Annotated in this window: 21 protein-coding genes; 6 read left to right on the top strand and 15 right to left on the bottom strand. The window is 67.2% G+C overall.

Going from position 1 to position 22,537, the window contains the following annotated elements:
- Positions 1-40: 40 nt before the first annotated feature.
- The 6 genes from AC1DRO_RS17400 to AC1DRO_RS17425 all read right to left on the bottom strand — a co-directional run bounded on the left by AC1DRO_RS17400 (position 41) and on the right by AC1DRO_RS17425 (position 6,354).
- Positions 41-1,402: an MFS transporter gene (locus AC1DRO_RS17400; protein WP_476951804.1), complete on the bottom strand. Its 1,362-nt coding sequence runs from the start codon at positions 1,400-1,402 to the stop codon at positions 41-43.
- A gap of 220 nt (positions 1,403-1,622) precedes the next feature.
- Positions 1,623-2,225 carry a class I SAM-dependent methyltransferase gene (locus AC1DRO_RS17405; protein ID WP_476951805.1) on the bottom strand — a complete coding sequence of 201 codons (603 nt, stop codon included), beginning with the start codon at positions 2,223-2,225 and terminating at the stop codon, positions 1,623-1,625.
- A gap of 83 nt (positions 2,226-2,308) precedes the next feature.
- On the bottom strand, positions 2,309-3,076 hold the full coding sequence (locus AC1DRO_RS17410; protein ID WP_279294495.1) for an amino acid ABC transporter ATP-binding protein: 768 nt from the start codon (positions 3,074-3,076) through the stop codon (positions 2,309-2,311).
- Positions 3,073-4,092 carry an amino acid ABC transporter permease gene (locus tag AC1DRO_RS17415; protein WP_476946756.1) on the bottom strand — a complete coding sequence of 340 codons (1,020 nt, stop codon included), beginning with the start codon at positions 4,090-4,092 and terminating at the stop codon, positions 3,073-3,075. The genes AC1DRO_RS17410 and AC1DRO_RS17415 overlap by 4 nt, the downstream gene beginning before the upstream one ends.
- Before the next feature lie 6 nt (positions 4,093-4,098).
- On the bottom strand, positions 4,099-5,001 hold the full coding sequence (locus AC1DRO_RS17420) for an ABC transporter substrate-binding protein (RefSeq protein WP_476946755.1): 903 nt from the start codon (positions 4,999-5,001) through the stop codon (positions 4,099-4,101).
- A gap of 78 nt (positions 5,002-5,079) precedes the next feature.
- Positions 5,080-6,354 carry an alpha-hydroxy acid oxidase gene (locus AC1DRO_RS17425; RefSeq protein ID WP_476946754.1) on the bottom strand — a complete coding sequence of 425 codons (1,275 nt, stop codon included), beginning with the start codon at positions 6,352-6,354 and terminating at the stop codon, positions 5,080-5,082.
- A gap of 134 nt (positions 6,355-6,488) precedes the next feature.
- Between AC1DRO_RS17425 and AC1DRO_RS17430 the strand changes: the two genes are divergently transcribed.
- On the top strand, positions 6,489-8,117 hold the full coding sequence (locus AC1DRO_RS17430; protein WP_476951806.1) for a PucR family transcriptional regulator: 1,629 nt from the start codon (positions 6,489-6,491) through the stop codon (positions 8,115-8,117).
- A 37-nt stretch (positions 8,118-8,154) separates the two neighbouring features.
- Here AC1DRO_RS17430 and AC1DRO_RS17435 read toward each other — a convergent pair whose 3' ends face one another.
- From AC1DRO_RS17435 to AC1DRO_RS17445, 3 genes are all read right to left on the bottom strand, one after another.
- Entirely contained in the window at positions 8,155-9,531 is a 1,377-nt protein-coding gene (locus AC1DRO_RS17435; RefSeq protein ID WP_476951807.1) for a diacylglycerol/lipid kinase family protein, read from the bottom strand.
- Between the two features lie 69 nt (positions 9,532-9,600).
- A complete protein-coding gene (locus AC1DRO_RS17440) occupies positions 9,601-9,936 on the bottom strand; it encodes a cupin domain-containing protein (protein ID WP_459384027.1) in 336 nt (111 codons plus the stop codon).
- An 86-nt stretch (positions 9,937-10,022) separates the two neighbouring features.
- On the bottom strand, positions 10,023-10,340 hold the full coding sequence (locus tag AC1DRO_RS17445; RefSeq protein WP_043436330.1) for an acylphosphatase: 318 nt from the start codon (positions 10,338-10,340) through the stop codon (positions 10,023-10,025).
- A 230-nt stretch (positions 10,341-10,570) separates the two neighbouring features.
- Between AC1DRO_RS17445 and AC1DRO_RS17450 the strand changes: the two genes are divergently transcribed.
- The gene (locus AC1DRO_RS17450; RefSeq protein ID WP_459384026.1) at positions 10,571-10,846 is read left to right on the top strand and encodes a YegP family protein; all 276 of its coding nucleotides are present in this window, start codon (positions 10,571-10,573) and stop codon (positions 10,844-10,846) included.
- Positions 10,847-10,866: 20 nt separating this feature from the next.
- On the opposite strand, the gene AC1DRO_RS17455 is transcribed toward AC1DRO_RS17450, so the two are convergent.
- Positions 10,867-11,358, bottom strand: coding sequence for a hypothetical protein (locus tag AC1DRO_RS17455; RefSeq protein ID WP_476951808.1), 492 nt, complete (start codon positions 11,356-11,358; stop codon positions 10,867-10,869).
- Positions 11,359-11,446: 88 nt separating this feature from the next.
- Here AC1DRO_RS17455 and AC1DRO_RS17460 point away from each other — a divergent pair, with 88 nt between their 5' ends.
- The gene (locus AC1DRO_RS17460; RefSeq protein WP_476951809.1) at positions 11,447-11,878 is read left to right on the top strand and encodes a hypothetical protein; all 432 of its coding nucleotides are present in this window, start codon (positions 11,447-11,449) and stop codon (positions 11,876-11,878) included.
- On the opposite strand, the gene AC1DRO_RS17465 is transcribed toward AC1DRO_RS17460, so the two are convergent.
- The gene (locus tag AC1DRO_RS17465) at positions 11,809-12,600 is read right to left on the bottom strand and encodes a hypothetical protein (protein ID WP_476951810.1); all 792 of its coding nucleotides are present in this window, start codon (positions 12,598-12,600) and stop codon (positions 11,809-11,811) included. The two genes, AC1DRO_RS17460 and AC1DRO_RS17465, sit on opposite strands and share 70 nt — an antisense overlap.
- A gap of 228 nt (positions 12,601-12,828) precedes the next feature.
- On the opposite strand from AC1DRO_RS17465, the gene AC1DRO_RS17470 reads away from it, so the two are divergent.
- Both AC1DRO_RS17470 and AC1DRO_RS17475 read left to right on the top strand, forming a co-directional pair.
- Entirely contained in the window at positions 12,829-14,076 is a 1,248-nt protein-coding gene (locus tag AC1DRO_RS17470; RefSeq protein WP_476951811.1) for a mechanosensitive ion channel family protein, read from the top strand.
- Positions 14,077-14,224: 148 nt separating this feature from the next.
- Positions 14,225-16,096, top strand: coding sequence for an alpha-glucosidase (locus tag AC1DRO_RS17475; RefSeq protein WP_476951812.1), 1,872 nt, complete (start codon positions 14,225-14,227; stop codon positions 16,094-16,096).
- 304 nt (positions 16,097-16,400) lie between these two features.
- Here the strand turns inward: AC1DRO_RS17475 and AC1DRO_RS17480 are convergent, their stop codons facing one another.
- The 3 genes from AC1DRO_RS17480 to AC1DRO_RS17490 all read right to left on the bottom strand — a co-directional run bounded on the left by AC1DRO_RS17480 (position 16,401) and on the right by AC1DRO_RS17490 (position 20,159).
- Positions 16,401-17,198, bottom strand: a complete 798-nt coding sequence (locus AC1DRO_RS17480; protein WP_476951813.1) for an alpha/beta fold hydrolase — start codon at positions 17,196-17,198, stop codon at positions 16,401-16,403.
- Between the two features lie 173 nt (positions 17,199-17,371).
- On the bottom strand, positions 17,372-18,265 hold the full coding sequence (locus AC1DRO_RS17485) for a pullulanase X25 domain-containing protein (RefSeq protein ID WP_476951814.1): 894 nt from the start codon (positions 18,263-18,265) through the stop codon (positions 17,372-17,374).
- 163 nt (positions 18,266-18,428) lie between these two features.
- The gene (locus tag AC1DRO_RS17490; RefSeq protein ID WP_459384020.1) at positions 18,429-20,159 is read right to left on the bottom strand and encodes a SulP family inorganic anion transporter; all 1,731 of its coding nucleotides are present in this window, start codon (positions 20,157-20,159) and stop codon (positions 18,429-18,431) included.
- A gap of 224 nt (positions 20,160-20,383) precedes the next feature.
- Here AC1DRO_RS17490 and AC1DRO_RS17495 point away from each other — a divergent pair, with 224 nt between their 5' ends.
- Positions 20,384-21,358: an aldo/keto reductase gene (locus tag AC1DRO_RS17495; protein WP_476951815.1), complete on the top strand. Its 975-nt coding sequence runs from the start codon at positions 20,384-20,386 to the stop codon at positions 21,356-21,358.
- Positions 21,359-21,447: 89 nt separating this feature from the next.
- On the opposite strand, the gene AC1DRO_RS17500 is transcribed toward AC1DRO_RS17495, so the two are convergent.
- The gene (locus AC1DRO_RS17500; RefSeq protein WP_476951816.1) at positions 21,448-22,509 is read right to left on the bottom strand and encodes an adenosine deaminase; all 1,062 of its coding nucleotides are present in this window, start codon (positions 22,507-22,509) and stop codon (positions 21,448-21,450) included.
- Positions 22,510-22,537 lie beyond the last annotated feature (28 nt).

Below are 22,537 nucleotides of genomic sequence, written 5' to 3' on the forward strand. Positions count from 1 at the left end.
CATGGCACATCAACGGCTCGCGCTCCCGCAGCGCCGGACCTCAGGCCCGCCGCTCCCGCCACCGCAGCGACACCACAAGCACCACCGCGCCCAGCCCCAGCATCACGAACACCATCAGTCCCCAGTTCGCCTGCGTCACGCCGGTCCCATAGAAGATGCCGATCAGCACGGTCGCCGTGATCGCGCCGAGGTAGCGGCAGGTCTGGAAGATCCCGGCGGCCACCCCGCGCTCTTCCGGCCGGGTGGACACGTACATGCCCTGGCTTGAGGAAATGGCGACCACGCAGTACGGCACACCCAGCAGGGCGGTCAGCGCGAGCACCAGCGGGACGGCGAGGGACACCGTCAGCAGCCACATCGCCGCAGACGCGCCGAGGAGCAGCACGACGCCGGTGATCAGCACCCGCCGCACGCCGAAACGGTCGATCGCGCGGACCGCGAACGGCGTCCCGACCACCGAGATCGCGGCGAGCGGCAGCATCAGCAGGCCCACGACGCCGGGGTTGTAGCCACCGGCGGTCTGCAGCAGCTGCGGCAGCCCGAAGAACGCGAAGTAGTAGACGCCGTTGAACAGTGCGAAGCCCAGATACACCAGCAGCAGCGGCCGGTTTCGGCCCAGCAGCCGCAGGTCCAGGAAGGGCGGGCTGAACCGCAGCTCCCGCCACGCGAACAGCGCAGCAAGGAGCAGGCCGCCGCCCAGCAGCCACCACCGGTAGTCGGGCAGCACATTCAGCATCGCCATCATCACCAGCACCAGGGCACCGATGAAGGCCCCAATCCCGGGCAGGTCCGAGTCGCGCACCAGTTCCGACACCCGGCCGCGTTCCCGGGCACCGTCGGCCGGGGCAAAGCGCCGGACTACGAGGATCGCCAGCAGCGAGAGCGGGACGTTGATCAGGAACAGCGCCTGCCAGCCCACCAGGCTCACCAGCAGGCCACCCACCACTGGCCCGACGGCGGCCGCCGAGGTGTTCGCCATCTGGATCCGGCCCAGCGGCCGGGTGGACTTCACGTTCGCCTCCCGCGCCAGCGCGGCGACCATGACGACGGCGCTCGGGTACGCCGTCGCGGTGCCGAGGGCCATGAAGGCGCGCGCTACGCAGAGCAGCGCAAAGTTCGGCGCAAAGGGAGCCAGTGCGCAGGTCACTGCCACCAGGGCCATGCCCAGCAGGAACAGCCGCCGCGGGCCGAAGCGGTCCGCGAGCCGGCCCATCAGCGGCTGGCCGGCCGCGGAGGTGAGGTAGAACGCCGTGATCACCCAGGTGACCGTGGCGACATCGAGCCCGAAGTCCTCGCGCAGCACCACCAGGGCGACGGCGATCATCGACGAATTCAACGGGTTCAGCGACGTGCCGAGGCTGAGGCCGGCGACGGCCAGGCCTGCACGGGGAGAGTTGCTCACGGCAACAGTCTGGCCTACGACGCCAGTCGAAATCGAACCAGACGACACGTGCCGCCGTGGCGGACCGGTTGGTGCGTCACGCCGGGCACACTTTGGCCCCTACGCCATCGGGAATCCTATGGAAAACCGCGGATGAGTAAGCGACCCGGGCTGGAAAGCATGCCTGCGTGACGACTCGGGCCAGGATCTGAGCGGGCCAAGATCTGAGCGGGCTCCGTCGTCAGTTCTTCCGGGCGACGACGTCGAAAATGTGCCAGTGCTTGGGACCGCGGAAGGATTGGCCGTCGGCGTCGTAGGTCTCGAACGTAAGGATATCCAGTCCCTCGAACAAGGCTCTGGCCTGGGCTTCGGTGTGGAAGTTCCATTCGGGAATGGCGGCCCAGGAGTCCCGTTCGCCGAACAGATTCACGGCAATGACGCCGGAAGGGCCCAGCGCCCCCAGCAGCATCCGCCAAAGTCGGGCGAAGTTTTCGGGGTGGACGAAGGGTAGCGAATAGCTGGCCAGGATGAGCCCCGCCTCCGGGAGCGGCGGAAGGTCCTCGAACGGGCTTAGCTCGACGTCCAACTGTTCGGCGAGGGCCGCGGGCACAGTTGCGAGCAGCTGGTCCCGGGTGTCCGGCTGTGAATCGACGGCGAGGACCCGCCAGCCGCCGTCGAGCAGCGCGAGTGTTTCCTTGCCCGCGCCACAGCCGAGATCTATGGCGCGGCGGCCGTTCCCCGGGCCTGCGAAGGCCATGGCCTCGAGGCACAGCGTGCGCACCCCGCGGGTTGCCTGGGCGGCGTTGTAGTCCGCCCAGATCTTGCTGTCCGCGGGGCTGTCCACGGATTCAGTGTTGCACCGGCGCGGCGGTGATGCCACAGCCCGGGGAGGCCACGCTCCACCGGCCGCGCCGTCAACCCTAAATGTCACAGCACCTTGGAGAGGAACGCCTTGGTCCGGTCGTGCTGCGGGTCGCTCAGGATCTGGCGGGGAGCCCCGGCCTCCACCACCACCCCGTCGTCCATGAAGACCAGGGTGTCCGCCACCTCGCGGGCGAACCCCATCTCGTGGGTCACCACAATCATGGTCATGCCGCTCTTGGCCAGTCCCTTCATGACATCGAGCACCTCGCCCACCAGCTCCGGGTCCAGGGCACTGGTCGGTTCGTCGAAGAGCATCAGTTTGGGGTCCATGGCCAAGGCCCGGGCAATGGCCACCCGCTGCTGCTGGCCGCCCGAAAGGTGCGCCGGGTAGGCGTCGCCCTTGTCCCCCAGCCCCACGCGCTCCAGCAGTTCTATGGCCCGTGCCGTGGCAGCGGCCTTGGAAATCTTCTTCACCCGCATGGGAGCCAGGATGATGTTCTCCACTGCGGTCAGGTGCGGGAACAGGTTGAACCGCTGGAAGACCATTCCGATTTCCTGGCGCTGGAAAGCAGCTTCCTTGAGCTTGAGTTCGTAGAGCTTCTCGCCTTTTTGGCGGTAGCCGACCAGCTGTCCGTCGACCGAAAGCCGGCCGCCGTCAACCACCTCCAAGTGGTTGATACAGCGCAGGAACGTCGACTTGCCCGAACCGCTGGGCCCCACGATGCAGAGAACCTCCCCGGGGTCGACCTCCAGGCTGATCCCACGCAGGACCCTGTTGGATCCGAAATTCTTGGAAACCTTCTCCGCAAGAACCATTGGCACGCCGGTCATCCCTTACCTCCAAAATCTGTCCCGAGCGGTGCACCCGGGGCACCGGGTCCGGCCGTCGGCGCCGGTTCGGGCTCGTTGGGCGCCTTGCCTGTCTTGATCCGTCCGGTTCCGCGGGAGAACCGCTTTTCGATGAAGTGCTGCCCGACCATCAGGACGGAGGTGAAGAGCAGGTACCAGAGCGAAGCCACAATCAGCAATGGGACGGGCGTGAACGTCACGGCTGAAATGCCCCGGGACACGCCGTAGAGGTCAATGCTCAAGGGGATCGCGGCCACCAGGGAGGTGGTCTTGAGCATTGAAATCACTTCGTTGCCGGTAGGCGGAATGATGATTTTCATGGCCTGCGGAACCACGACATACCGCATGGTCTGTCCCCAGGACATGGCCAGGGCCGTGGAAGCCTCCGCCTGGCCCTCGTCCACGGACAGCAGGCCGGCACGCACGATTTCAGACATGTAGGCGGCCTCGTTCAGGGCCAGCCCGATCACGGCGGTAATGAACAGGTTCGTGAAGATCTCATTCGGGACGGTGACCCACGGCGTCGTGAACGGAATCCCCAGCGTGAACACCGGGTAGATCAGGGCCACGATGCCCCAGAACACCAACTGCACGTAGACAGGGGTTCCGCGGAAGATCCAGATGTACAGCCAGGCGATGCTCTTGAGCACCGGATTTGGTGAGAGCCGCATGATGGCCAGCAGCAGCCCGATGACGATCGCGCCGATCATCGAGTAGATGGTCAGCCACAGCGTCACCCACGCGGCCTGGCTGATCCGGCGGTCAAAAATGTACTTGCCCACATCCGGCCAGCCATAGTCCGCGCGCTGGGCGGCGTCCAGGACAAAGACCGCCAACCCAAGCAGCAGAACTACGGCAATCACGATCCGCCACGGGTGCCGCAGCGGGATCGCCACGATCGCCTCCGCCGGCGAGTTGTCCGCGTCCGCTCCGCTCCGGTCCCGATGCTTCCTGTCAGGTTCCGACTCAATCATCCTGTCGGATTCCGGCTCGCTCATTTGCTATCACCCTTTGGCTGCCACGTTGAGAGTTGCTGTCTTGACGCCACCGGATTCGACGCCCCACTTGGACAGGATCTTGTTGTACGTGCCGTCGTCGATCAGAGCCTGCAACGCCTTCTGCAGGACCGGTGTAAATTCGCTGCCCTTGGCCACGGGCATCCCGTACGGCGCCACCTCAAAGGCGTCGCCGGCGGTCTGCAGCTTGTCCTTGGTCTTGGAGATCGCGTACAGAGTCACGGGCGAATCGGCACTCATCGCATCGACCTGTCCCACCACGAGGGCGTTGGTCGCCTGGTCCTGCGCGTCGTACTTGAAAATGGTGATCGCCGGCTTGCCTGCATCCGTGCAGGCCTTCGACTTGGCCGGGACCTCATGCGTGTCTTCATACGTGGTGGCCTGGACGGCGACCTTGAGCCCGCACGCGTTGTTCGGGTCCACATTCTTGCCCTTGGGCGCCGCCCACTGGATGCCGGCCGAGTAGTAGTTCACGAAATCCACCTGCTTTTCGCGTTCCAGCGTGTCGGAGAACGACGACATTCCCATGTCATCCTTCCCTGCCTTCACTGCCGGCAGAATGTTATCGAAGGTGCCGATGTCGAAGTTGACCTTCAACCCCATAACCTTGCCCAGGGCATTGGTGAGGTCCACGGACCAGCCTGCCGGCTCGCCGTTATCGTCCTTGAACTCGTTGGGCGGGTAGTTGTTGGCCATGCCGACGTTGAGCACGCCGGAGCTCTTCATTTTTTCCGGGAGCGAGGCGGCAATGGAGTCATTCTTTTGCACGTCGATGGCGTCAGCGGTACCGGATGCCGAGCCGGTGGCGGCGGGTTCGCTGTTGTTGACACAGCCCGAGAGCGAGAGCGCCGTGGCTATGGTGAGAACGGGAAGAAGGTATCGGGTGCGCATGGCTTCCTTAGCTGTTCAGGGATTCTCTAGGCTCCCGCAACGCTGCGGGAGGGCACTGCATGACTGCTTATTCAAAACTCATGAATTCGTGTTTTCCGACGCTCTTGTCTCAAGAAGTTCTCCGGAATGACGAATGTCCCGAAGAATTTCCCCGCCCCGGGCCTTCAACTCGGAAATACTGGAGACGCCCACTAACGTCATCGTACGCCGCAGTTCATCCCCGAAGATGTCGATGATGCGTCCAACGCCCGGCGAGCCGGCCGCCACCAGTCCGTACAGGTAGGCCCGGCCGATCGAACAGGCATCGGCCCCCAGCGCCAGCGCCTTGAGGACGTCGCTCCCCCGGCGGATGCCCGAGTCCACGTAGATCTCGATCGAATCACCCACCCGTTGCCGCGATTCCTGCAGGACGTCCATGGGGCTCAGCATGTGATCGAGCTGGCGGCCGCCATGATTACTCAACTGGACGGCGTCCAGGCCAATCCGGGAGGCCTTCGCGACGTCGGCCGGGTTGACGCAGCCCTTGAGCACGATTTTGCCGTGCCAGGCCTGCCGCAGGGCCTCAAGTTCCTTCCAGCCGCTGCTGGCATCCGAGTGGCCCAGGATGTGCTGCCACATGGTCGGGGTCACCACGGAGGAGGCGGCGGGGCTCTGCGGATCCAGGTTCGGGAAGCTGATGCCGTCCGACTTCAAAAAGTTGATCCACCAGGAAGGGCGCCGGGCGATGTCCGCGATGGTTGACAGCGTGAGCGCGGGAGGGGCAGTGAATCCGTTGTGGAGGTCCCGTTCCCTGGAACCCAGTGCCCGCGTGTCGACCCCGACAATCAGGGTGTTGAATCCGGCTGACTTGCAGCGGGCCAGTTTGTTCTTCATCGCCTGGGCGTCGGAGGTGAGGCCAAAGTTGAACCAGCGGTCTAGGGACGGGTGCTGTTCTGCGATGGTTTCCATGGGCACGGTGCTCAGCCCGGCCAGCCCATAGGGGATGCGGGCCCGGTCCGCGGCGGCCGCGACGGCCAGCTCGCCCTCGGGATGGAACAGCCGGGTCGCCCCGGTGGGGGTCAAGGTCAGCGGCAGCGCGCTTTCTTTTCCGAGTAGGGTCGTCGTCGTTTCGGGTCCGGACACCGGGCCCCAGCTGGGCATCAGGGCCCAGGCATCGAAGACGGCCCGGTTGCGGCGCAGCGTCACTTCGTCTTCGGATCCGCCGTCGAGATAGTCGAAAATCCCGGCCGGCAAGACCTTGCGCGCCGATTTCCGGAATTCCTCGACGTTGTAGGCGCCCGCCAGCACACGCCGTTGGCGGGACAAGACGGGAGCTTTCACCTGGACGAGTTGCCTGGCTTCGCTGATTTTCAATGACGGCCTTCCGTTGAACTGTGCTGCGTTATGGTTCAGCGTAGGAAATGAAGCTCCGCATCACCATGGAGTTATCGACAAATTGAGGGGCCAATCATTAGTAGCGAATACCAAACAGCTTCTTGGGTGTCCCGGTGAAGGCACCGGAGGCGGAGACGCACGCGCTGCCTACGCTGGCCGACGTCGCCCGCTCGGCGGGCTCGGAAATCCTCAGCCTCGTGGAAATGCCGTCAGATGACCGGCAGATTGTCGCCGGCTCGGTTCTCTACGACTCGACGGCGCGGCCCGCCAAGTTCCCGGGTGCCGTTGCCCTGGCCATTGGTTTGTCCCTTTCCGGGAAGCGTCTGGGCGCGAAAGTGCGGGAACTCAGCGACGCCGGGTACGTGGCGGTCGTCTACAAATCCAACGGCACCTCGGACGAAGTCCTGCGGGCAGCCGCCCGGGACAACGGGATGGCGCTTTTCCGTGCCTCCGACTCGGTGCCCTGGAACCAGCTCGCGGAGATCATGGACGCGGCAGTGGTCCCGCACCGGCAATCGGGACGGACCCTGGTGGACATCCGGCCCGGAGACCTGTTCGACCTCGCCAACACGGTGGCGGCCCAGGCCGGCGGTGCCATCGCGATCGCCGATCCCGAGCAGACAATCCTGGCGTACTCCACCCTCCCGGACCAGCCCATTGACGAGACGCGCCGGAGCTCCATCCTGAGCCTGCAGGTGCCGCATTCGGTGGAAACGGACAACGATTACCGCCGTGTCCATGCCGCCACCGATGCGCTGGACGTGGCCACGCAGGATCCCTCGCTCCGGCGCACCGCCATCGCGATCCGGGCCGGCGACTCCGTTCTGGGCTCGCTCTGGCTCCTTGAACTGGCGGACCACCACAACGAGGACGCCAACCGGATCCTGCGCGAAGCCGCCAACGTGGCCGCGCTCCACATCCTGCACAAACGGACCACTTACGTCTCGAACCTGACCCGCCAGATCGATCTGGTCCAGCCGCTGCTGTTCGATCCGAAACGCGCCGAACTGGCCGCCATCAGGCTCGGGATCTCGGCGCCGTCGATCCGGGTTGCGGCCCTGGGCATCTGGCCGTCCGAAGCCATCGCCGCCGAAACGCTGCAGTCCCGCCTCCGGCTCTTCGACACCATCAGGACTGCCTGCGCCATCCGGCTGCCCTCGGCCGTCTGCGGGCTCTCGGACAACATCGTGTACATCGTCCTGCCGCAAACCACCGAAACCTCACGCCACTTCCAGCGCACCGCGATTCTGAAGATTGTGCAGAACGCGCGGCGGCTGCTCTCGCGCCCGGTCCTGGCAGCGCTCGGCGCCGCGGCGACGATCGACCGGCTCGAGGATTCCAGGGTCAACGCGGAACTGGTCCTGTCAGAACTTGTGCGCAACGTCGCGGAGGGGCGCATCGCCGCCGATTCGGATGACATCGTGGCCGACGACGACTCCCTCGGCTCGCGTCTGCTGCTGCGCCAATTCGTGTCGGCGCTGACCACCGCCGGCCAACTGCCCGGGGCACACGCGCTCAGTATCGCGGCGTACGACGAACAGCACAAGAAGTCCTTCGAGGAGACCATCTACGCCTACCTCAGCTGCGGCGGAAACGCGATCGACGCCGCCAAGGCGCTGGACGTGCACGTCAACACGGTCCGGTACCGCCTGTCCCGGGTGGAGCCGCTCTTCGGCATAGACCTCGACGACGCCGAAACGCGCCTCCTCGTGTGGCTGCAATTGTGGGCACGGCACAACTAGTCGCCGTCGTTCACGGGTCAGGCTAGATTTGCCGGGGCTACGATCCCCCGCCGGCGGGCGGAGGAACGGCGGACGCCGGCGCAGACGGCGCAGACACGTGCCGGCCCCACGCCAGCTCGCGGAGCCGGACCAGATCCAGCGCCGGTTGGGCCGGTGGGATGCCTGGACGGTTCCGCGGAACCAGGACCCGCAGTGCGCGGGGTTCGATGGTGCACCGTACCGGCGTGCTCATCAGCAGAGCCTCACCGTCCACTCCGACGGGGATCTCGGGCACGTCGGCCTCGACCACCACCTCCGCCGCCGCGCGTTGGATCAGGCCGCGCTTCGTGGCACGGCGCAGCAGGCCGACCGCTTCCCGGGTGCTGGCGGCGGAAATCGCCACCGCGCCGAGCACGCCGCGGTCCAGCCGGGTTCGCCGGCCCAGGCCGGCGAGGTCATTGCTGCCGTACGGACCGTTGCTCACCAGCACCGCCTGCGGGCCGTCCACTGTCTCCCCGTCCGCCTGCGCCCGCAGCCGCGCACCCTTATCGCCCCTGATCAGGTCCGGAAGCATCTCCAGCACGGTACCGGCCTTGTCGTCCCGGTACGCAGGGCTTTGCACCACCTCGGCGTACACCCCGAAGGATGCGTTGTTGACGAAGGTGCGGCCGTTGATCTTGCCGAGGTCGACGTGAAGCTCCACCCCGTCCCGGAGGGCATCCAGGCAGCCCGTCGGGTCCTCGCGGTCCAGCCCGAGATCCAGGGCGAAATGGTTGCGCGTGCCGGCGCTGATCACCAGGAACGGAAGGTTGTGCTCGGCCGCAATGCCGGCCACCAGCGCCTGGGTTCCGTCCCCACCGGCGACGCCGAGCAGATCGGCCCCGCGCTCCACGGCCTGCCGTGCCAACGCGTCGACGTCCACCGGTCCCGGTCCCTCAAGAAGCGCCACCTCGGCGCCGAGTTCTTCCGCCTTCCGCTGGAGGTCGAACTTCACCACCTTGCCCCCGCCGGAACGCGGATTCATCACCAGGAAAGCATGCTGCCAAGCAGGGGCGGTGTGCTCGGGCATGGCTTTGCCCTCACCCCTTTCCCGGAGCGCGGCACGGGCACAGACCAAGGCCACGAACGCCAGCGCAATCGAGAGCACCATCTCCAATAGCAGGCCCGCCTGGATGTGCAGGACCACCAGCACCAGCGGGGCCAATACCGCGAGCGCCAGCGCACACCAGCGCAGGACACCGCGGCTGATGAGGAACCAGTAGATCGCAGCCACAGTCACTAACACGGCGCCGGCATCGATCATGACCAACGCGATGGTGCCTGCCAATCCCGCAGACACCAAAGGGACAGCCACCGCCAAGAGAATCGCGGCGTAGGCCGCCCTCGCCCACCACCGCCGGGTCTGTGGGACCTCGTCGAAAGGGATGACAGTCATGTCCTGCTCCTTGCGGTAATCCGGCCCCTGGAGTGGCTTCGACCGGTCTCGCCGCCTGCGGCTGGGCCGTCAGGTCTTGATTTTCGCCACGGTCATGAGGATCGCCGAGTCTTCCTCGGCCTCCAGGCTGTGCAGCCCGTCGGGCACGATCAGCAGATCACCGGTCTTGCCCTGCCACGATTCGTTGCCGGCCCGCAGGCGCACGCAGCCGCGGAGCACAAACACGGTCGCCTCGCCGGGGTTCTGGTGCTCGCTCAGCTGCGTCCCCGCCCTGAACGCCATGACGGTTTGCCGCAGGACTTTCTCATGCCCGCCAAACGCAGTGTCCGCGGCCCGTCCGCTGGGTGCCGCAACTGCTGCAGCCAGCTGCTGCCGGGCAAGGGCATCGAGCGATATCTTCTGCATGGGGCCACCCTACTCAGAAACCGGGCCCCTGCCGAGGGTCCTTCGCCCCGGACCGGCCACGATACCGGCACCGGAAAGCTGCAGCCCTAGTAGGCCACGTCGAATCCGCCGAACTCCCCCGTCGCGGCCGAGACCGATTCTTCGACGTCCTCCACCCGGCCGGGCGCCTCCGGCGAGCGCAGCCAGCGCCGTAGCTCCAGCACCACGGACTGCGGCCCCTCGGCCACGATGCCCACGGAGCCGTCGGTGTTGTTCCGGACCGTGCCGCTGAGCCCCAGTTCCTCGGCCTTCCGGACCGTCCAGTAGCGGAAGCCGACCGCCTGGACCACACCGGACACCCGCGCGTTCAGCCGCACGGGCTCGCCGGAATCCGCCGGAAACTGCACAGGATGTTTGCCAGCCATGTTCCCAATGTAGCGCCCATCCGGGCGCCGTTTTCGTCATGTCCGGTTTGGTCATAACGGCCCAGTCTCACCGGCCAGACACCAAGGGACCTTTGCCTCTTTTCACGCGCCCGCCGTCCGCGACAGGCTGGCTACCGGCACTGCAGCGATTTGTCGAAGACCCGGCAACAGCACAAAGAAGTGCTCTTACCCTCCACCGGCGGTCACCACCGCTAGACAAGGACAAGACAATGGCTGGACAGTTCGAAATCTTCACCGACGCGGAATCCAATGTACGGTTCCGGCTCCTCGCCGCCGACGGGACCGTGTTGGCGATTTCCACAGCATTCGACGACAAGCGCCAGGCGGCGGACGGCATCATGGCCGTGCGCGAGTGCGCCGGCACCGGGCTGATCCGGGAGGTCAGCAGCAACCCGTGGACCGGGCAGCGCGGCAGCAGGAACGCCTCGCCGACACCTGCGGTCCGCGAACACCGTCACCGCCACCGGCACCTGCCCGCTGTCTAACGCAGCGTCGTCTAACCCAGCTACTTCGCCGGTTCCGTCACGCTGCCCGTGGCCGCGCCGTTGCCCGCCGGACGCAGCGACGTGATCATCCTCCGGACGTCCTGGTACTCCGCAGTGCTGGCGTAGAGCTTCGCCTTCTCCAGGTACGGCAGCCCTGGGTCCCCCGGCGTGGTGTTTTTCCCGGGGTCGTAGGCCTGCCCGAACAGTGCGCCGCTGGGCGGCCAGAGGAAGAGCTGGAACATCGGACACGACGTAGGCCCGGTCTCCTCTGGCATCATGGTGATGCCATACGACGCGTAGGTGGGCGGCGAAGCCTCCGCTGCACTGAAGTCACCCCGGGCCTCGAAGACGTAGCGCGGCGGGCTCTGGTCCGCCGCACCCGGTTCCGCGAGCGCCTGCATCGGCTGAGAGTCGATGAGCAGGTAGGGCTGTTGATCGCCGCATTCGGCGCCCGTGACAATGTTCGTGCGCAGCGCGGCCATCTGCTTCCCGGCGGCGTTCACAACGTCCACGAACTCACCGCCCAGCGGCGCCTCCCCCGCAGGGTCCCGGATCTCCCACGCGGCCGGGTAGTCGAAACTCAGCGTCCCGTCCGACGTCGTGAACGTCTTCCAGCCGGACGACGACGGCGGGAGGGCCGACGTCGTCGGGGTTGCCGCCGCGGTGCTCCCCGGAGCCGTTCCCGATGCTGTGTCCGTGGCTGACCCCGACGGCGTGGTTCCCTGTGTCCCCTGCGAAGGGTCTCCCGACTGGGTGTTTCCCGGCTGGTCATTTCCCGGCTGGGTGCCTCCGGCAGGCGGACCTGCGGACGTTGCCTCACCCGCAGCGCCGGATGTCGCAGGCGGCGCCGCCGGTGACCCGCAGCCGGCCAGCAGCAGGGCCGCGAGCACCAGCGCCGAAACAAACGGAGCCGGAACCGCAGCCGCTATGGGCCGTCGCCTCGCCATGAGCCCGGGCCGGCCCTACAGCCCCGCCGGGCGCAGCGAGGTGATCATCTTCCTGATGTCCTGGTATTCGGAGGTCTCCAGGTAGGCCTCCGGGGTGTCGACAAAGGGCTCGTTGCCCGGGGTGGTGTCGAAGGGGTTATAGACGCCCCCGAACGACGCTCCGCTGGGCGGCCAGGTGAACAACTGGAAAATCGGGCAGGCATCGGGACCGGACGGCTTGGGCGCGGAACTGATGCCGTAGGCCATGACGTTGGCTTTCGTGGGGTCCTTCTCGGCCGGATACAGCCGCAACTCAAAGATGAAGTGCGGCGTGACGCCCTGCTGGGCGAGGGCCGGAACCTGCACCAGATCGAGCACCTGGTAGGGGATCCGCTGCGTGCATTCCGCGCCCGGGGCGACGTTGGTTTTCAAGGTGGCCAGCGATTTGCCGCCCGCGTTCAGGACCTCCAGGAACACGCCGCCGGGTGCCGCCTCGGCGCCGCGGTCCTTGACGGTCCACTCAGCGGGGTGATCGAACTCGAGCTTCCCGTCCGGGGTCTTGAGGCTCTGCCAATCCGCCGCCGTCGGCGCCGGAGTGCCCGGCGCCGAGGGCGGCTCGGTGGGCGGGGTATCGGCGGCGCCGCTGCTGGCCGGCGCGGACGTCAGCGGCGGCACGGTGGGCATCGCTGGCGACGTCGGCCCCGGGCCGGCGGGCGCACCGCAGGCGCCGAGCAGCGCCGCAACCAAGAAGCCGGCCGACGCTGCCGTGCCGAACGCCGCGAGTCGACGCATGTCACCCTCCCCCTGGGATTCAAGTGGTTCGACCATTCTGGAGCGTCCGTCGGCAAAATCAAGAGGCAAAAGTCCCGGAGTGGCGGGCCGAACTCTGTGCCGGCCCGCGGCCGGACTGCGCCGGACTGCGATGGTCCGCGCCGGACTGCGATCGACGGCGCCGAAGACCTGCCGTGCCCGCCGGCTCCTGCCGCGGCGTGAGGAGACCCACGTTGACATCCCGGCGATTTCAGTTGCCCGTGGAAGCTTGCTAGAGCTTAAGTAATGCAAGAGTTCCTCACCCAAGCAATGCCGTTCCTGGCCATGGCCCTCGCCGTGGTTGCCGGGCTCGTCCTGTCCTGGCTGGTGCGCAAGATTGTGCTCCGGCTCAACCGCAGCAAGCCCGAACTGCGCGAGATCTCCCGCGTGGCCCGGCTGCCGTTGCGCTTGTCGCTGTGCCTGATCGCCGTCCGGATCGCGCTCGCCACCAGCGGCGGGGATCTCGAATGGCGCCACGGCCTGGACCATTTGCTGCTGATTGCGCTCATCGGTTCGCTGGCCTGGCTGGCCATCGCCATGCTGCTCATCATCGAGGCTATGGTGCTGACCCGGTACCGGGTGGATGTTGCGGACAACCGCCGCGCCCGGCGGCTGCGCACCCAGGTGATCCTGGCCCGGCGGATCGGCGTCGCGCTGATCGTGGTGGTGGCCCTGGGCAGCATGATGCTGACGTTCCCCGCGATCCAGGCGCTCGGCGCCGGGCTCCTGGCTTCCGCAGGCGTGATCTCGATTGTCGCGGGCCTCGCAGCGCAGACCTCGCTGGTCAACGTCTTCGCCGGCATCCAGCTCGCCTTCACGGACGCGATCCGGGTGGACGACGTGGTGGTGGTCCAGAAGGAGTGGGGCCGGATCGAGGAGATCACCCTGACCTACGTGGTGGTCCACATCTGGGACGACCGCCGGCTGATCCTGCCTTCGACGTACTTCACCACCACCCCCTTCGAGAACTGGACCCGGCGGCAGTCCGAGGTCATGGGCACCGTGGAGTTCGACCTCGACTGGCGCGCTCCCGTCGAGGCAATGCGCGGCGAGCTGAAGAAGGTCCTGGCCGATACGCCGCTGTGGGACAAGCGCGTGGGGATCCTGCAGATCACGGACGCCACCGCCGGCTTTGTCCGCGTGCGCATCCTGGTCAGCGCCGCAGACAGCGCCTCCCTGTTCGACCTCCGCTGCCTGATCCGCGAGGAACTGGTGCTGTTCCTGCAGCAGGACCACCCGACGGCGCTCCCCCACGTCCGCCTCGAATCGCTGCCGTCGGCGCTGGCGGCGTCCACTTCCGGCAACGCGTCCGGCGCCGTCACGGGGTCCAAGCGTCCCGGCATGGCTACGGCCGAGCACCACCGGCACCCAGATCCCCACGACTCCCAGCTGTTCACCGGATCCATCGAGGCGATCCAGCGCTCCAAGGCCTTCTCCGGACCGGGTGAGGACGTCTTCGAGGACCGCGACAACGCCATCGCCTCGCAGAACTAGCCGGGGACGGGCGGCCGCGCCGGGACAGCACGACAGCACAGCCGGACCGGGCAGGTCTTCCCAGCCCCCGCCAACTGGTCAATAATCAGACGTTGGCGGGTCAGCAACGCGCTGCCCCCTTGTCTGCCGGACCAGCTGAGGAGTCCCCATGACGGTCGAAGAAGCCCCCACGGAAACACCCAAGGCGACTGCCGGCGACTGGTTCCAACGCGCCGTCGTCTATCAGATCTATCCGCGCAGCTTTGCCGACTCCAACGGCGACGGCATCGGCGACCTCCGCGGCATCATCGGCAGGCTGGACTACCTCCAGCGGCTGGGGGTCGACGTCGTCTGGCTTTCCCCGATCTACACCTCGCCGCAGGACGACAACGGCTACGACATCAGCGACTACCGGAACGTGGACCCGCTGTTCGGCACCCTCGACGAGCTCCGGGAACTGACCGACGGGCTGCACGCGCGCGGCATGAAGCTGGTGATGGACCTGGTGGTCAACCACACCTCGGACGAGCACCCGTGGTTCGTGGAATCCCGGTCCTCGAAGGAGAACCCGAAGCGCGACTGGTACTGGTGGCGGCCGCCGCGGGACGTCGACGCGGGGGCCGCCCCGCGGCGCACGGCGGCGCAGCCGACCAACTGGGGCTCGGCGTTCTCCGGGCCCGCGTGGGAGTTCGACCAGGTGTCCGGGGAGTACTACCTGCACATCTTTTCGAAGAAGCAGCCGGACCTGAACTGGGAGAATCCCGAGGTCCGCGCCGCCGTCTACGAGATGATGAACTGGTGGCTGGACCGGGGCGTGGACGGGTTCCGGATGGACGTCATCAACTTCATCTCCAAGGACACCTCGCTCCCGGACGGCCCGGTGGCCGACGGCAAGCTCTTTGGTGACGGCTCCCCGTTCTACATCGACGGCCCCCGCATGCACGAATTCCTGCAGGAGATGCACCGGGAAGTCTTCTCGAACCGAACCGGCGAACTGCTCACCGTCGGCGAAATGCCCGGCGTGACCGTGGACGACGCCATCCTGTACACCGACCCCGCCCGGGCCGAGGTGGACATGGTGTTCCAGTTCGAGCACGTGGCGCTGGACCAGGAGGAAGGCGACAAGTGGCGGCCCAAAAAGCTCCTGCTCACCGAGCTGAAGCAGACCCTGGGCCGCTGGCAGGACGGGCTGGCCGAGACCGGCTGGAACAGCCTGTACTGGGGCAACCACGACCAGGCCCGCGCCGTGTCCCGCTTCGGCGACGACAGCCCCCGATACCGCGAGCTCTCCGCCAAAATGCTGGCCGGCATCCTCCACCTGCACCGCGGCACGCCCTACGTCTACCAGGGTGAAGAACTGGGCATGACCAACATGACGTTCGGCGCGATCAGCGATTACCGCGACATCGAGGTCCTCAACCACCACCGCGAAGCCACCACGCACCTGGGCCACACCGACGCCGAGGTCCTCGCCGCCCTCGCGCCGCTGAACCGGGACAACGCGCGGACCCCGGTCCAGTGGGACGCCTCCCGGCATGCCGGCTTCACCACCGGGGCACCCTGGATCGCGGTGAACCCGAATGCCAACCACATCAACGCCGCCGCCCAGGTGGATGATCCGGATTCGGTCTACAGCTTCTACCGTCAGGTGATAGCGCTGCGGCATGCGGAGCCGGTGGTCGCGTACGGGAACTTCACCATGGTGCTGCCGGATGACCCGCACGTCTATGCGTTCACCCGGGCCCTGACCGGGCACGTTTCTTCCGGCAGTCCCTCGGACAGTCCCACAGAAGGCGCCGGGATTCCGGAGCTGCTGGTGCTGGGCAACTTCTCCGGCGAGGAGCGCGACGCGGACCTCGGGGACGAGGCCTGGGGTGACGCGGAGCTGGTCCTGGGCAACTATCCGTCCGACGCCAACGCCTCCAACGGTGGCTCTGCCCCGGGTTCAGCGCCGGGTGCAGTGCGGAACAGCCTTTCCGCAGGTGCGGTGCGACTGCGGCCCTGGGAACTGCAGGTATTGCGCCGGCGCCGCGGCGCCTGATCGACGATCCTTAACGCCAGCCCACGAAAGGAAGCCACGCATGACTATTCCACCAACCCCCGGCCCCGATCCGTTTCCGCCAGAACCCGGCCCCACGACGCCACCGCCCGAGCCCGGAGACCCGTTCCCGCCGGAACCCGGTCCGGTCACGCCGCCGCCGGTTCCGGGGCCCGAGCCGGTACCCGGCCCCGCGCCCACGCCGTCACCGGAACCGGGGCCGTTCCCGACGCCGCCCGGCCCCCTCCCGATTCCGGATCCCGGCCCTGTGCCGCCGCGGCCGGACCCGACCCGGTTCTAGCGGGCGTCACCGCGCGGAGATTCCGTGCAGGAACCGGCGTACCTCCGCGTTGAAGGCAGCCGGCGCTTCGACGGCCGCCATGTGCCCGACGTCGGGAATCATCACCAGCGTCGAGCCAGGGATCCGCTGGTTCATCTCGCGGGCCACGCTCTGCGGCGAGCGGACGTCGTCCGTGCCGTACAGCAGCAGGGTGGGCACCGCGATGGTGGGCAGCACGTCGCGGTAGTCGGCGTGGGCGTTCGCGTTCAGCAGTGCCCGCATGCCGCCCGGGTGGAAGTCGGCCATGATGGCGCTGGTTTCCTGCACAGCCGCCGGATCAGCGTGTGCCGTGAACAGGGTGGGCAGCCATACGGGGATGAATTGTTCCGCCGGCTGCTCGAGTTCGGCGAGCACCTGCGCATAGCGGCGCTCGACTTCCTCGGCCGGCAAAGATCCGGCCCAACCGGCGTACGCCGAGACCAGCAGCAGCGACGCGGGCAATGACGGGTGTGCCCGGTAGAGCTCCAGTGCAATGCCGGAGCCCATGGACAGCCCGAGGACGTTCGGTCGGCCGGGAACCGCTTCCCGCAGAAAACCTGCCAGGGCGTCGCCCAGGTCCTGTCCGCTGAAGTCCGGCGGCGGATCGTCCGAGCCGCCGCACCCGGGTGCATCCCAGGCGAAAACCGTGAAGTCAGCCGACAAATCCTCGAGCTGCCGCCGCCAGATGCGGCTGTCTTCGTAGGCGCCGTGCAGCAGGACCAGCGGCGGCCCCTGGCCCGCACGCCGGTACCGGATCCGCAGGCCCGCAACATCGACGGTCTCCATGAGGCAATGCTAGGGCGGCCCGCCGTCCCTCGGCAGGGTCAGGCGGGGCAGACCCTGGCTTGGCGGACCCAGGCAGGGCAAACCCGCCCGCGACACGCAAATGACCCTGCGACACCCGAAATTCGGGTGTTGCAGGGTCATTTGCGCGTCGGCAGGACGGTTGCGCGTCGGGGCTACGGCTGGACGATGTCCCGGGTGCGGTGATCGTACTGGATGACCAGGAGGCCGCCGCCGTGGTGGACTTCGTGGTTGGGTCCGTCGAAGACGCCAAACGCACCGTAGTTTTCGTCCCAGGACCGGTTCAGGGCGATCTTGAACGAGTAGAAGCCGGCAGGAATGTCTGCGGCAATCTTCCAGAGCTGATCCACCTGGTCCAGTTCCATCTGGACTTCGTCGTACTGCGGCGCCCAGTTGGCGGGCGCGCCCAGCAGAATGCTGAAGTCGCCAGCAACCGCGACGGCGTCCGGCTGTTCGATGGTGTCGACGCTGACAGCCGAGCCCGCCGCCGCCAGGGCTTCTGAGGGCTGTGCAGCCTTCGCCGCGGGCTTGCGCTTGCGCACCGCCTTGGCCACCGGGGCCACAGCCTCCTCGATGAGCTTGGCGGCCTTGCCGGCAACCTTGGATGTTGTCGACGGCGTCTCCTCGGCCGCGGCGGCCGGCGTGGCTGCTGTCTTTGCTGCCTTCTCCGGCTTTGCCACCGGAGCAGTCGGCAGCGGCGTGCCCGCCGGAACGGGAGTGCCGGCGTCGAGCGCTGCAGCGAAGGCGGCAGGATCGGCGAAGGCCACCGTGGCGCGCTGGCCGTCGTCGGTGATGGACCAGCCGGAGCGGCCCTTAACCAGCCAGCCGGCCTTGACCAGCTTGGCCGTGGCGGTGGTCAGCGTCTTGTGGCCGCGGGGAATGCCGCCGCTGAGCAGTTCGCGTTCGTGGTCGTTGAGGGGCACCCGTGCGATTGCCTCGCCCAACACGGCTCCGGCGTTCAGCTTCTCGCCCGTCCATACCTCCTCTGCCAGAACATCCAGCACGGCCTTGAGCCGAAGGTTGGTGTTTTCCGCGGTGTTCGCGCCCATGGGTCTCCTTTAGAAGCAATTGATCCACCTGCATTTTGCCAAGGAAATGTTAGTTTTTGCGAGCGGATCCGGTTAACTCTGTGTGTCGTGACCCACTATGACAGGCCAGAGCGGGGGGCGCGAAGGACCAACTCGGCCCTACCCGCGAGTAGAAAACCAGAGGTCAGTCCTCTGCGCTCCATTGGGCGCCGGTCTGGGCCATGTAGGCGGCTACCGCTGCTTCGGTGGTGGGATAGAAATGCTCCGGCTCGATTTCTCGGGTCAATCCGTACTTTTCGATCTTCTCCCGGGTCCTGTGCTTGACCTCGGCGAACACCAGGGAGATACCCTGCGCGTTCAGTTCGACGTCCAGATCGAGCAAGACGTCCGCGGCGGTGGTGTCAACGTCCGTGATCGGCTCGGCCGCGATGACGATCCACCGCGGTTTGGGTTCCGTTCGTGCCAGGTGCCGGACGTTGTCGCGGAACGGCCGGACGTTGGCGAAGAACAACGGGGCGTCCCACCGGTAGATCACCAGGCCGGGCAGGTGCTTCGCGTCCGGGTGGACGCGGATGTCGTGAAACCCCTCATAGCCGGGCACCCGCCCGATCACGGTCTCGTACGGCCACCACGCCCGGCGGAAGATGTTCAGGATGGACAGCCCCACCGCAATGCCGATGCCGGGCAGGACGCCCAGGAACGCCACCCCAAGGAAAGCGGCCATGCACAGGTAGAACTCGGTGCGCCTCTGGTGCCAGAGCCGAACCGTTCCGGGAATGTCGGCGAGGGAGATCGACGCCGTCATCACCACGGCCGCCAGTGCCGGCTGTGGCAGGTTCCGGAACAGCCCCGGCAAGAACACCAGCATGAGGAGAATCAGCACGGCGCCCGTCACGCCCGTGAGCTGCGACTTCGAGCCGGAACGTTCAGCGACGGCGGTCCGGGATCCGCTGGTGCTGACCGGGAAGCCCTGGAAGAGGCCCGCGGCCAGGTTCGCGGCACCGATCCCGATCATCTCCTGGTTGCCGCGGATTTCCTGCCCGGTGCGTGCGGCGAACGCCGTCGACGTCGAGATCGTGTCCGTCAAGGACACCAGCGCAATGCCGAGGGCCCCGGCGAACATCAGCCCGAGGTCCGCGAAGTCCACCTGGGGAATGGTGAACGGCGGGAAGCCCCGCGGGAGTTCCCCGACCAGCGAGACGCCCTTGGCGGCCAGATCGAAGACCGCCGTGGCCGCGATCGCGGCGACCACCATGACGAGTACCGCAGGGACCTTGGGCAGCCACCGCTGCAGAACCAGTATCAGCACAATCCCGCCGATGCCGACCGCCGCCGCGGCGACCACCGTCTCGCCATTGGCCACGCCCTCGACGAATCCGACCAAGTCACCAATAAAGTTTTCGCTTTCGATCTTGAACCCGAAGAGCTTCGGGAGCTGGCCCACCAGGATGGTGATCGCGAGACCATTCATGTAGCCGATCATCGTCGGCTTGGAGATGAGGTCGGCGATGAAGCCGAGCTTGGCCACGGACGCCAAGACCATGATGGCGCCGACCATGAGGGCAAGCATCGACGCGAGCGCGATCGCCTTCTGCGGGTCGCCGTCGGACGCGACAAGGGGCAGGACCGTCGCGGCGATCATGGGCCCGAGTGCAGAGTCGGGCCCCAGGACCAGGATGCGGGACGGGCCAAAGACCGCGTAGGCGAGCAGGCAGAGGATGCTGGTGTACAGCCCGGTGATTGGGGGCAGCCCGGCCAGCTCGGCATAGGCCATGCCCTGCGGAACGAGCAACGTCGTCAGGACGACCCCGGCGACGATGTCCTTGCCGAACCAGTCCTTTTGGTACGTCGCGGCGGCATTGAGTCCGGGCGCCGCCCGGCGCAGCCAGCCATTGCGCTCGCGGGTCTTCGTCATATCTGCACTCTGCCGCCCGCCCCCGCCCCGCGCATCCCCCGGCAAGGGTGAACCGCGGCGACCGGCGCAGTGCGCCCGGCGGAACCGGCAACGCGCTCCCGTTGTGTCCCCGGGCCGATGGGCCTAAAGTTGCGGTCTGCCCACTGCGCGCCGTCCCGCCGCTGAACACGCGCCGGATCAGGTGCCGGACAGGGCGTCCCACCGTTCCCGTTGAGGAGATATCTATGGAAACCCGCACACTTGGTTCACTCACCGTCTCAGCCCTGGGATTGGGTTGCATGGGCATGAGCGAGTTCTACGGCCACGGCGAGGACAATGAGTCCATCGCCACCATCCAGGCGTTTCTCGACGCCGGCGGAAGCCTGCTCGACACCGCTGACATGTACGGGCCCTTCACCAATGAAGAGCTGGTGGGCCGGGCCATCGCAGGCCGGCGCGACGACGTCGTCCTGGCCACTAAATTCGGCAACGAACGGCGGCCCGACGGATCCTGGGTGGGCATCAACGGCTCCCCCGACTACGTGCGCGCCGCTTGCGATGCCAGCCTGCAGCGGCTGGGCGTGGACCACATCGACCTGTACTACCAGCACCGGGTGGACAAGACCGTCCCGATCGAGGAAACCGTCGGGGCCATGGCGGAGCTGGTCCAGGCCGGCAAAGTCCGGCACCTTGGCCTGTCCGAGGCCAGCGCCGACACCGTGCGCCGGGCCCACGCGGTGCACCCCATCACCGCCCTGCAGACCGAATACTCGCTGTGGGAGCGCGAACCGGAGACCAAGGTCTTCCCGGTCCTCGCCGAGCTGGGCATTGGCTTTGTGCCCTACAGCCCGCTGGGCCGCGGATTCCTGACCGGCCAGTTCCGCAGCCCCGAGGACTTTGCCGCGGACGATTTCCGCCGGCACTCCCCGCGTTTCCAGGGCGAGAACTTTGACCGCAACCTGCAGCTCGTGGACCGGGTCAAGGAGTTGGCGGACGCGAAGGGCTGCACCCCGGGGCAGCTGGCACTGGCCTGGCTGCTGGCCCAGGGCGAGCACATCGTTCCCATCCCCGGCACCAAGAAGGTCAACCGGCTGCGGGAAAACATCGGCGCTGCCGACGTCGAACTCTCCGCCGAGGACCTGGGCCGCCTGGACGAACTGGCTCCCGCCGGGGTGGCGGCCGGAGCGCGGTACCCGCACATGGACTCGATCGACGTCTAAGCCGGCCGTTCGACAGCCAACGCGGGGTCACTTACGGCCCGTCCGGGGCCTCCGGATGGGCGCGTAGCGACCCCGCGTTGCTTGGGTGGTTAGTGTCCGGACGCGGCGAGCTCGGCCAGCAGCTCGGCCTTGCGTTCCTCGCTCGCGAAGGAGGACCGGATCGAGTTCGCAGCCATCCGGACGCAGTCGAACTCAGACAGGCCGATCACCGATTTCAGCTGCGCGAAGTTGTCGTCCACGTACCCGCCGAAATACGCCGGGTCGTCCGAGTTCACGCAGACGTTCAGACCCGCCGCGAGCATCGACGGCAACGGGTGCCCGGCCAGGGTGTCCACCGCGCGGAGCCTGACGTTGGACAGCGGGCAAACGGTCAGTGGCATGAGCTCGTCCACGAGCCGTTCCACGAGCTCCGGGTCCTCCATGCAGCGGATGCCGTGATCGATCCGCTCCACGTCGAGGAGGTCCAGCGCGTCGATGATGTACGACGGCGGGCCCTCCTCGCCGGCATGCGCGATCCGGTGCAGGCCGGCGTCCTTGGCCCGGGCGAAGAGCCGCTCGAACTTGGCCGGCGGGTTGCCCACCTCGGCGGAATCGAGCCCGATGCCGGCGATCGGGGCGTCCATGGCGAGCAGCTGCTCCAGCACCTCGAGGGCGGAGTCCTCGGTGAGGTCGCGCAGGAAGGCCGCGATCAGGAGGGTGGAGATGCCGAACTCTTCGCGGGATCCCGCCAGCACCGAGGCCACGCCGTTGACGCACGTCTCCAGCGGTATCCCGCGGGACAGGTGGGCCTGCGGGTCCAGCATGATCTCGGCGTGCCGGACCCCGGCGAGCGCCGCCCGGGCCAGGTAGGCGCGGGTCATGTCGGCGAAGTCCTGCTCGGTCTGCAGCACGGCCATGTTGGCGTAGTACAGGTCCAAAAAGGACTGCAGGTCAGTGAACTCGTAGCGCGAGCGCAACTCGTCCAGGTCCGCGTAGGGCAGTGCGATCCCGTTGCGTTCCGCCAGCGCGAAGATCAGCTCCGGTTCCAGCGTTCCCTCGATGTGCAGGTGCAGCTCGGCGACCGGGAGCGGGAGGGGTTCGCCGGCCTCCGGCTCTTCCGGTTCTTCCGGCTCTTCCGCGGTCAACTGGGCATCGCCGTCGTGTGTTTCCATCCGGTAAGGATATGCCCGGCGCTCCCCG

Source organism: Arthrobacter sp. P4_F11 (assembly GCF_056401395.1).

Excerpts from the sequence above, each read along its gene's own strand:
- AC1DRO_RS17435 (WP_476951807.1), bottom strand. The coding sequence starts at position 9,531 with ATGACTGTCATCCCTTTCGACGAGGTCCCACAGACCCGGCGGTGGTGG.
- AC1DRO_RS17480 (WP_476951813.1), bottom strand. The coding sequence starts at position 17,198 with ATGGAGACCGTCGATGTTGCGGGCCTGCGGATCCGGTACCGGCGTGCG.
- AC1DRO_RS17410 (WP_279294495.1), bottom strand. The coding sequence starts at position 3,076 with ATGACCGGCGTGCCAATGGTTCTTGCGGAGAAGGTTTCCAAGAATTTC.
- AC1DRO_RS17415 (WP_476946756.1), bottom strand. The coding sequence starts at position 4,092 with ATGAGCGAGCCGGAATCCGACAGGATGATTGAGTCGGAACCTGACAGG.
- AC1DRO_RS17485 (WP_476951814.1), bottom strand. The coding sequence starts at position 18,265 with ATGGGCGCGAACACCGCGGAAAACACCAACCTTCGGCTCAAGGCCGTG.
- AC1DRO_RS17495 (WP_476951815.1), top strand. The coding sequence starts at position 20,384 with ATGGAAACCCGCACACTTGGTTCACTCACCGTCTCAGCCCTGGGATTG.
- AC1DRO_RS17500 (WP_476951816.1), bottom strand. The coding sequence starts at position 22,509 with ATGGAAACACACGACGGCGATGCCCAGTTGACCGCGGAAGAGCCGGAA.
- AC1DRO_RS17450 (WP_459384026.1), top strand. The coding sequence starts at position 10,571 with ATGGCTGGACAGTTCGAAATCTTCACCGACGCGGAATCCAATGTACGG.
- AC1DRO_RS17465 (WP_476951810.1), bottom strand. The coding sequence starts at position 12,600 with ATGGTCGAACCACTTGAATCCCAGGGGGAGGGTGACATGCGTCGACTC.
- AC1DRO_RS17420 (WP_476946755.1), bottom strand. The coding sequence starts at position 5,001 with ATGCGCACCCGATACCTTCTTCCCGTTCTCACCATAGCCACGGCGCTC.
- AC1DRO_RS17470 (WP_476951811.1), top strand. The coding sequence starts at position 12,829 with ATGCAAGAGTTCCTCACCCAAGCAATGCCGTTCCTGGCCATGGCCCTC.
- AC1DRO_RS17490 (WP_459384020.1), bottom strand. The coding sequence starts at position 20,159 with ATGACGAAGACCCGCGAGCGCAATGGCTGGCTGCGCCGGGCGGCGCCC.
- AC1DRO_RS17440 (WP_459384027.1), bottom strand. The coding sequence starts at position 9,936 with ATGCAGAAGATATCGCTCGATGCCCTTGCCCGGCAGCAGCTGGCTGCA.
- AC1DRO_RS17445 (WP_043436330.1), bottom strand. The coding sequence starts at position 10,340 with ATGGCTGGCAAACATCCTGTGCAGTTTCCGGCGGATTCCGGCGAGCCC.
- AC1DRO_RS17475 (WP_476951812.1), top strand. The coding sequence starts at position 14,225 with ATGACGGTCGAAGAAGCCCCCACGGAAACACCCAAGGCGACTGCCGGC.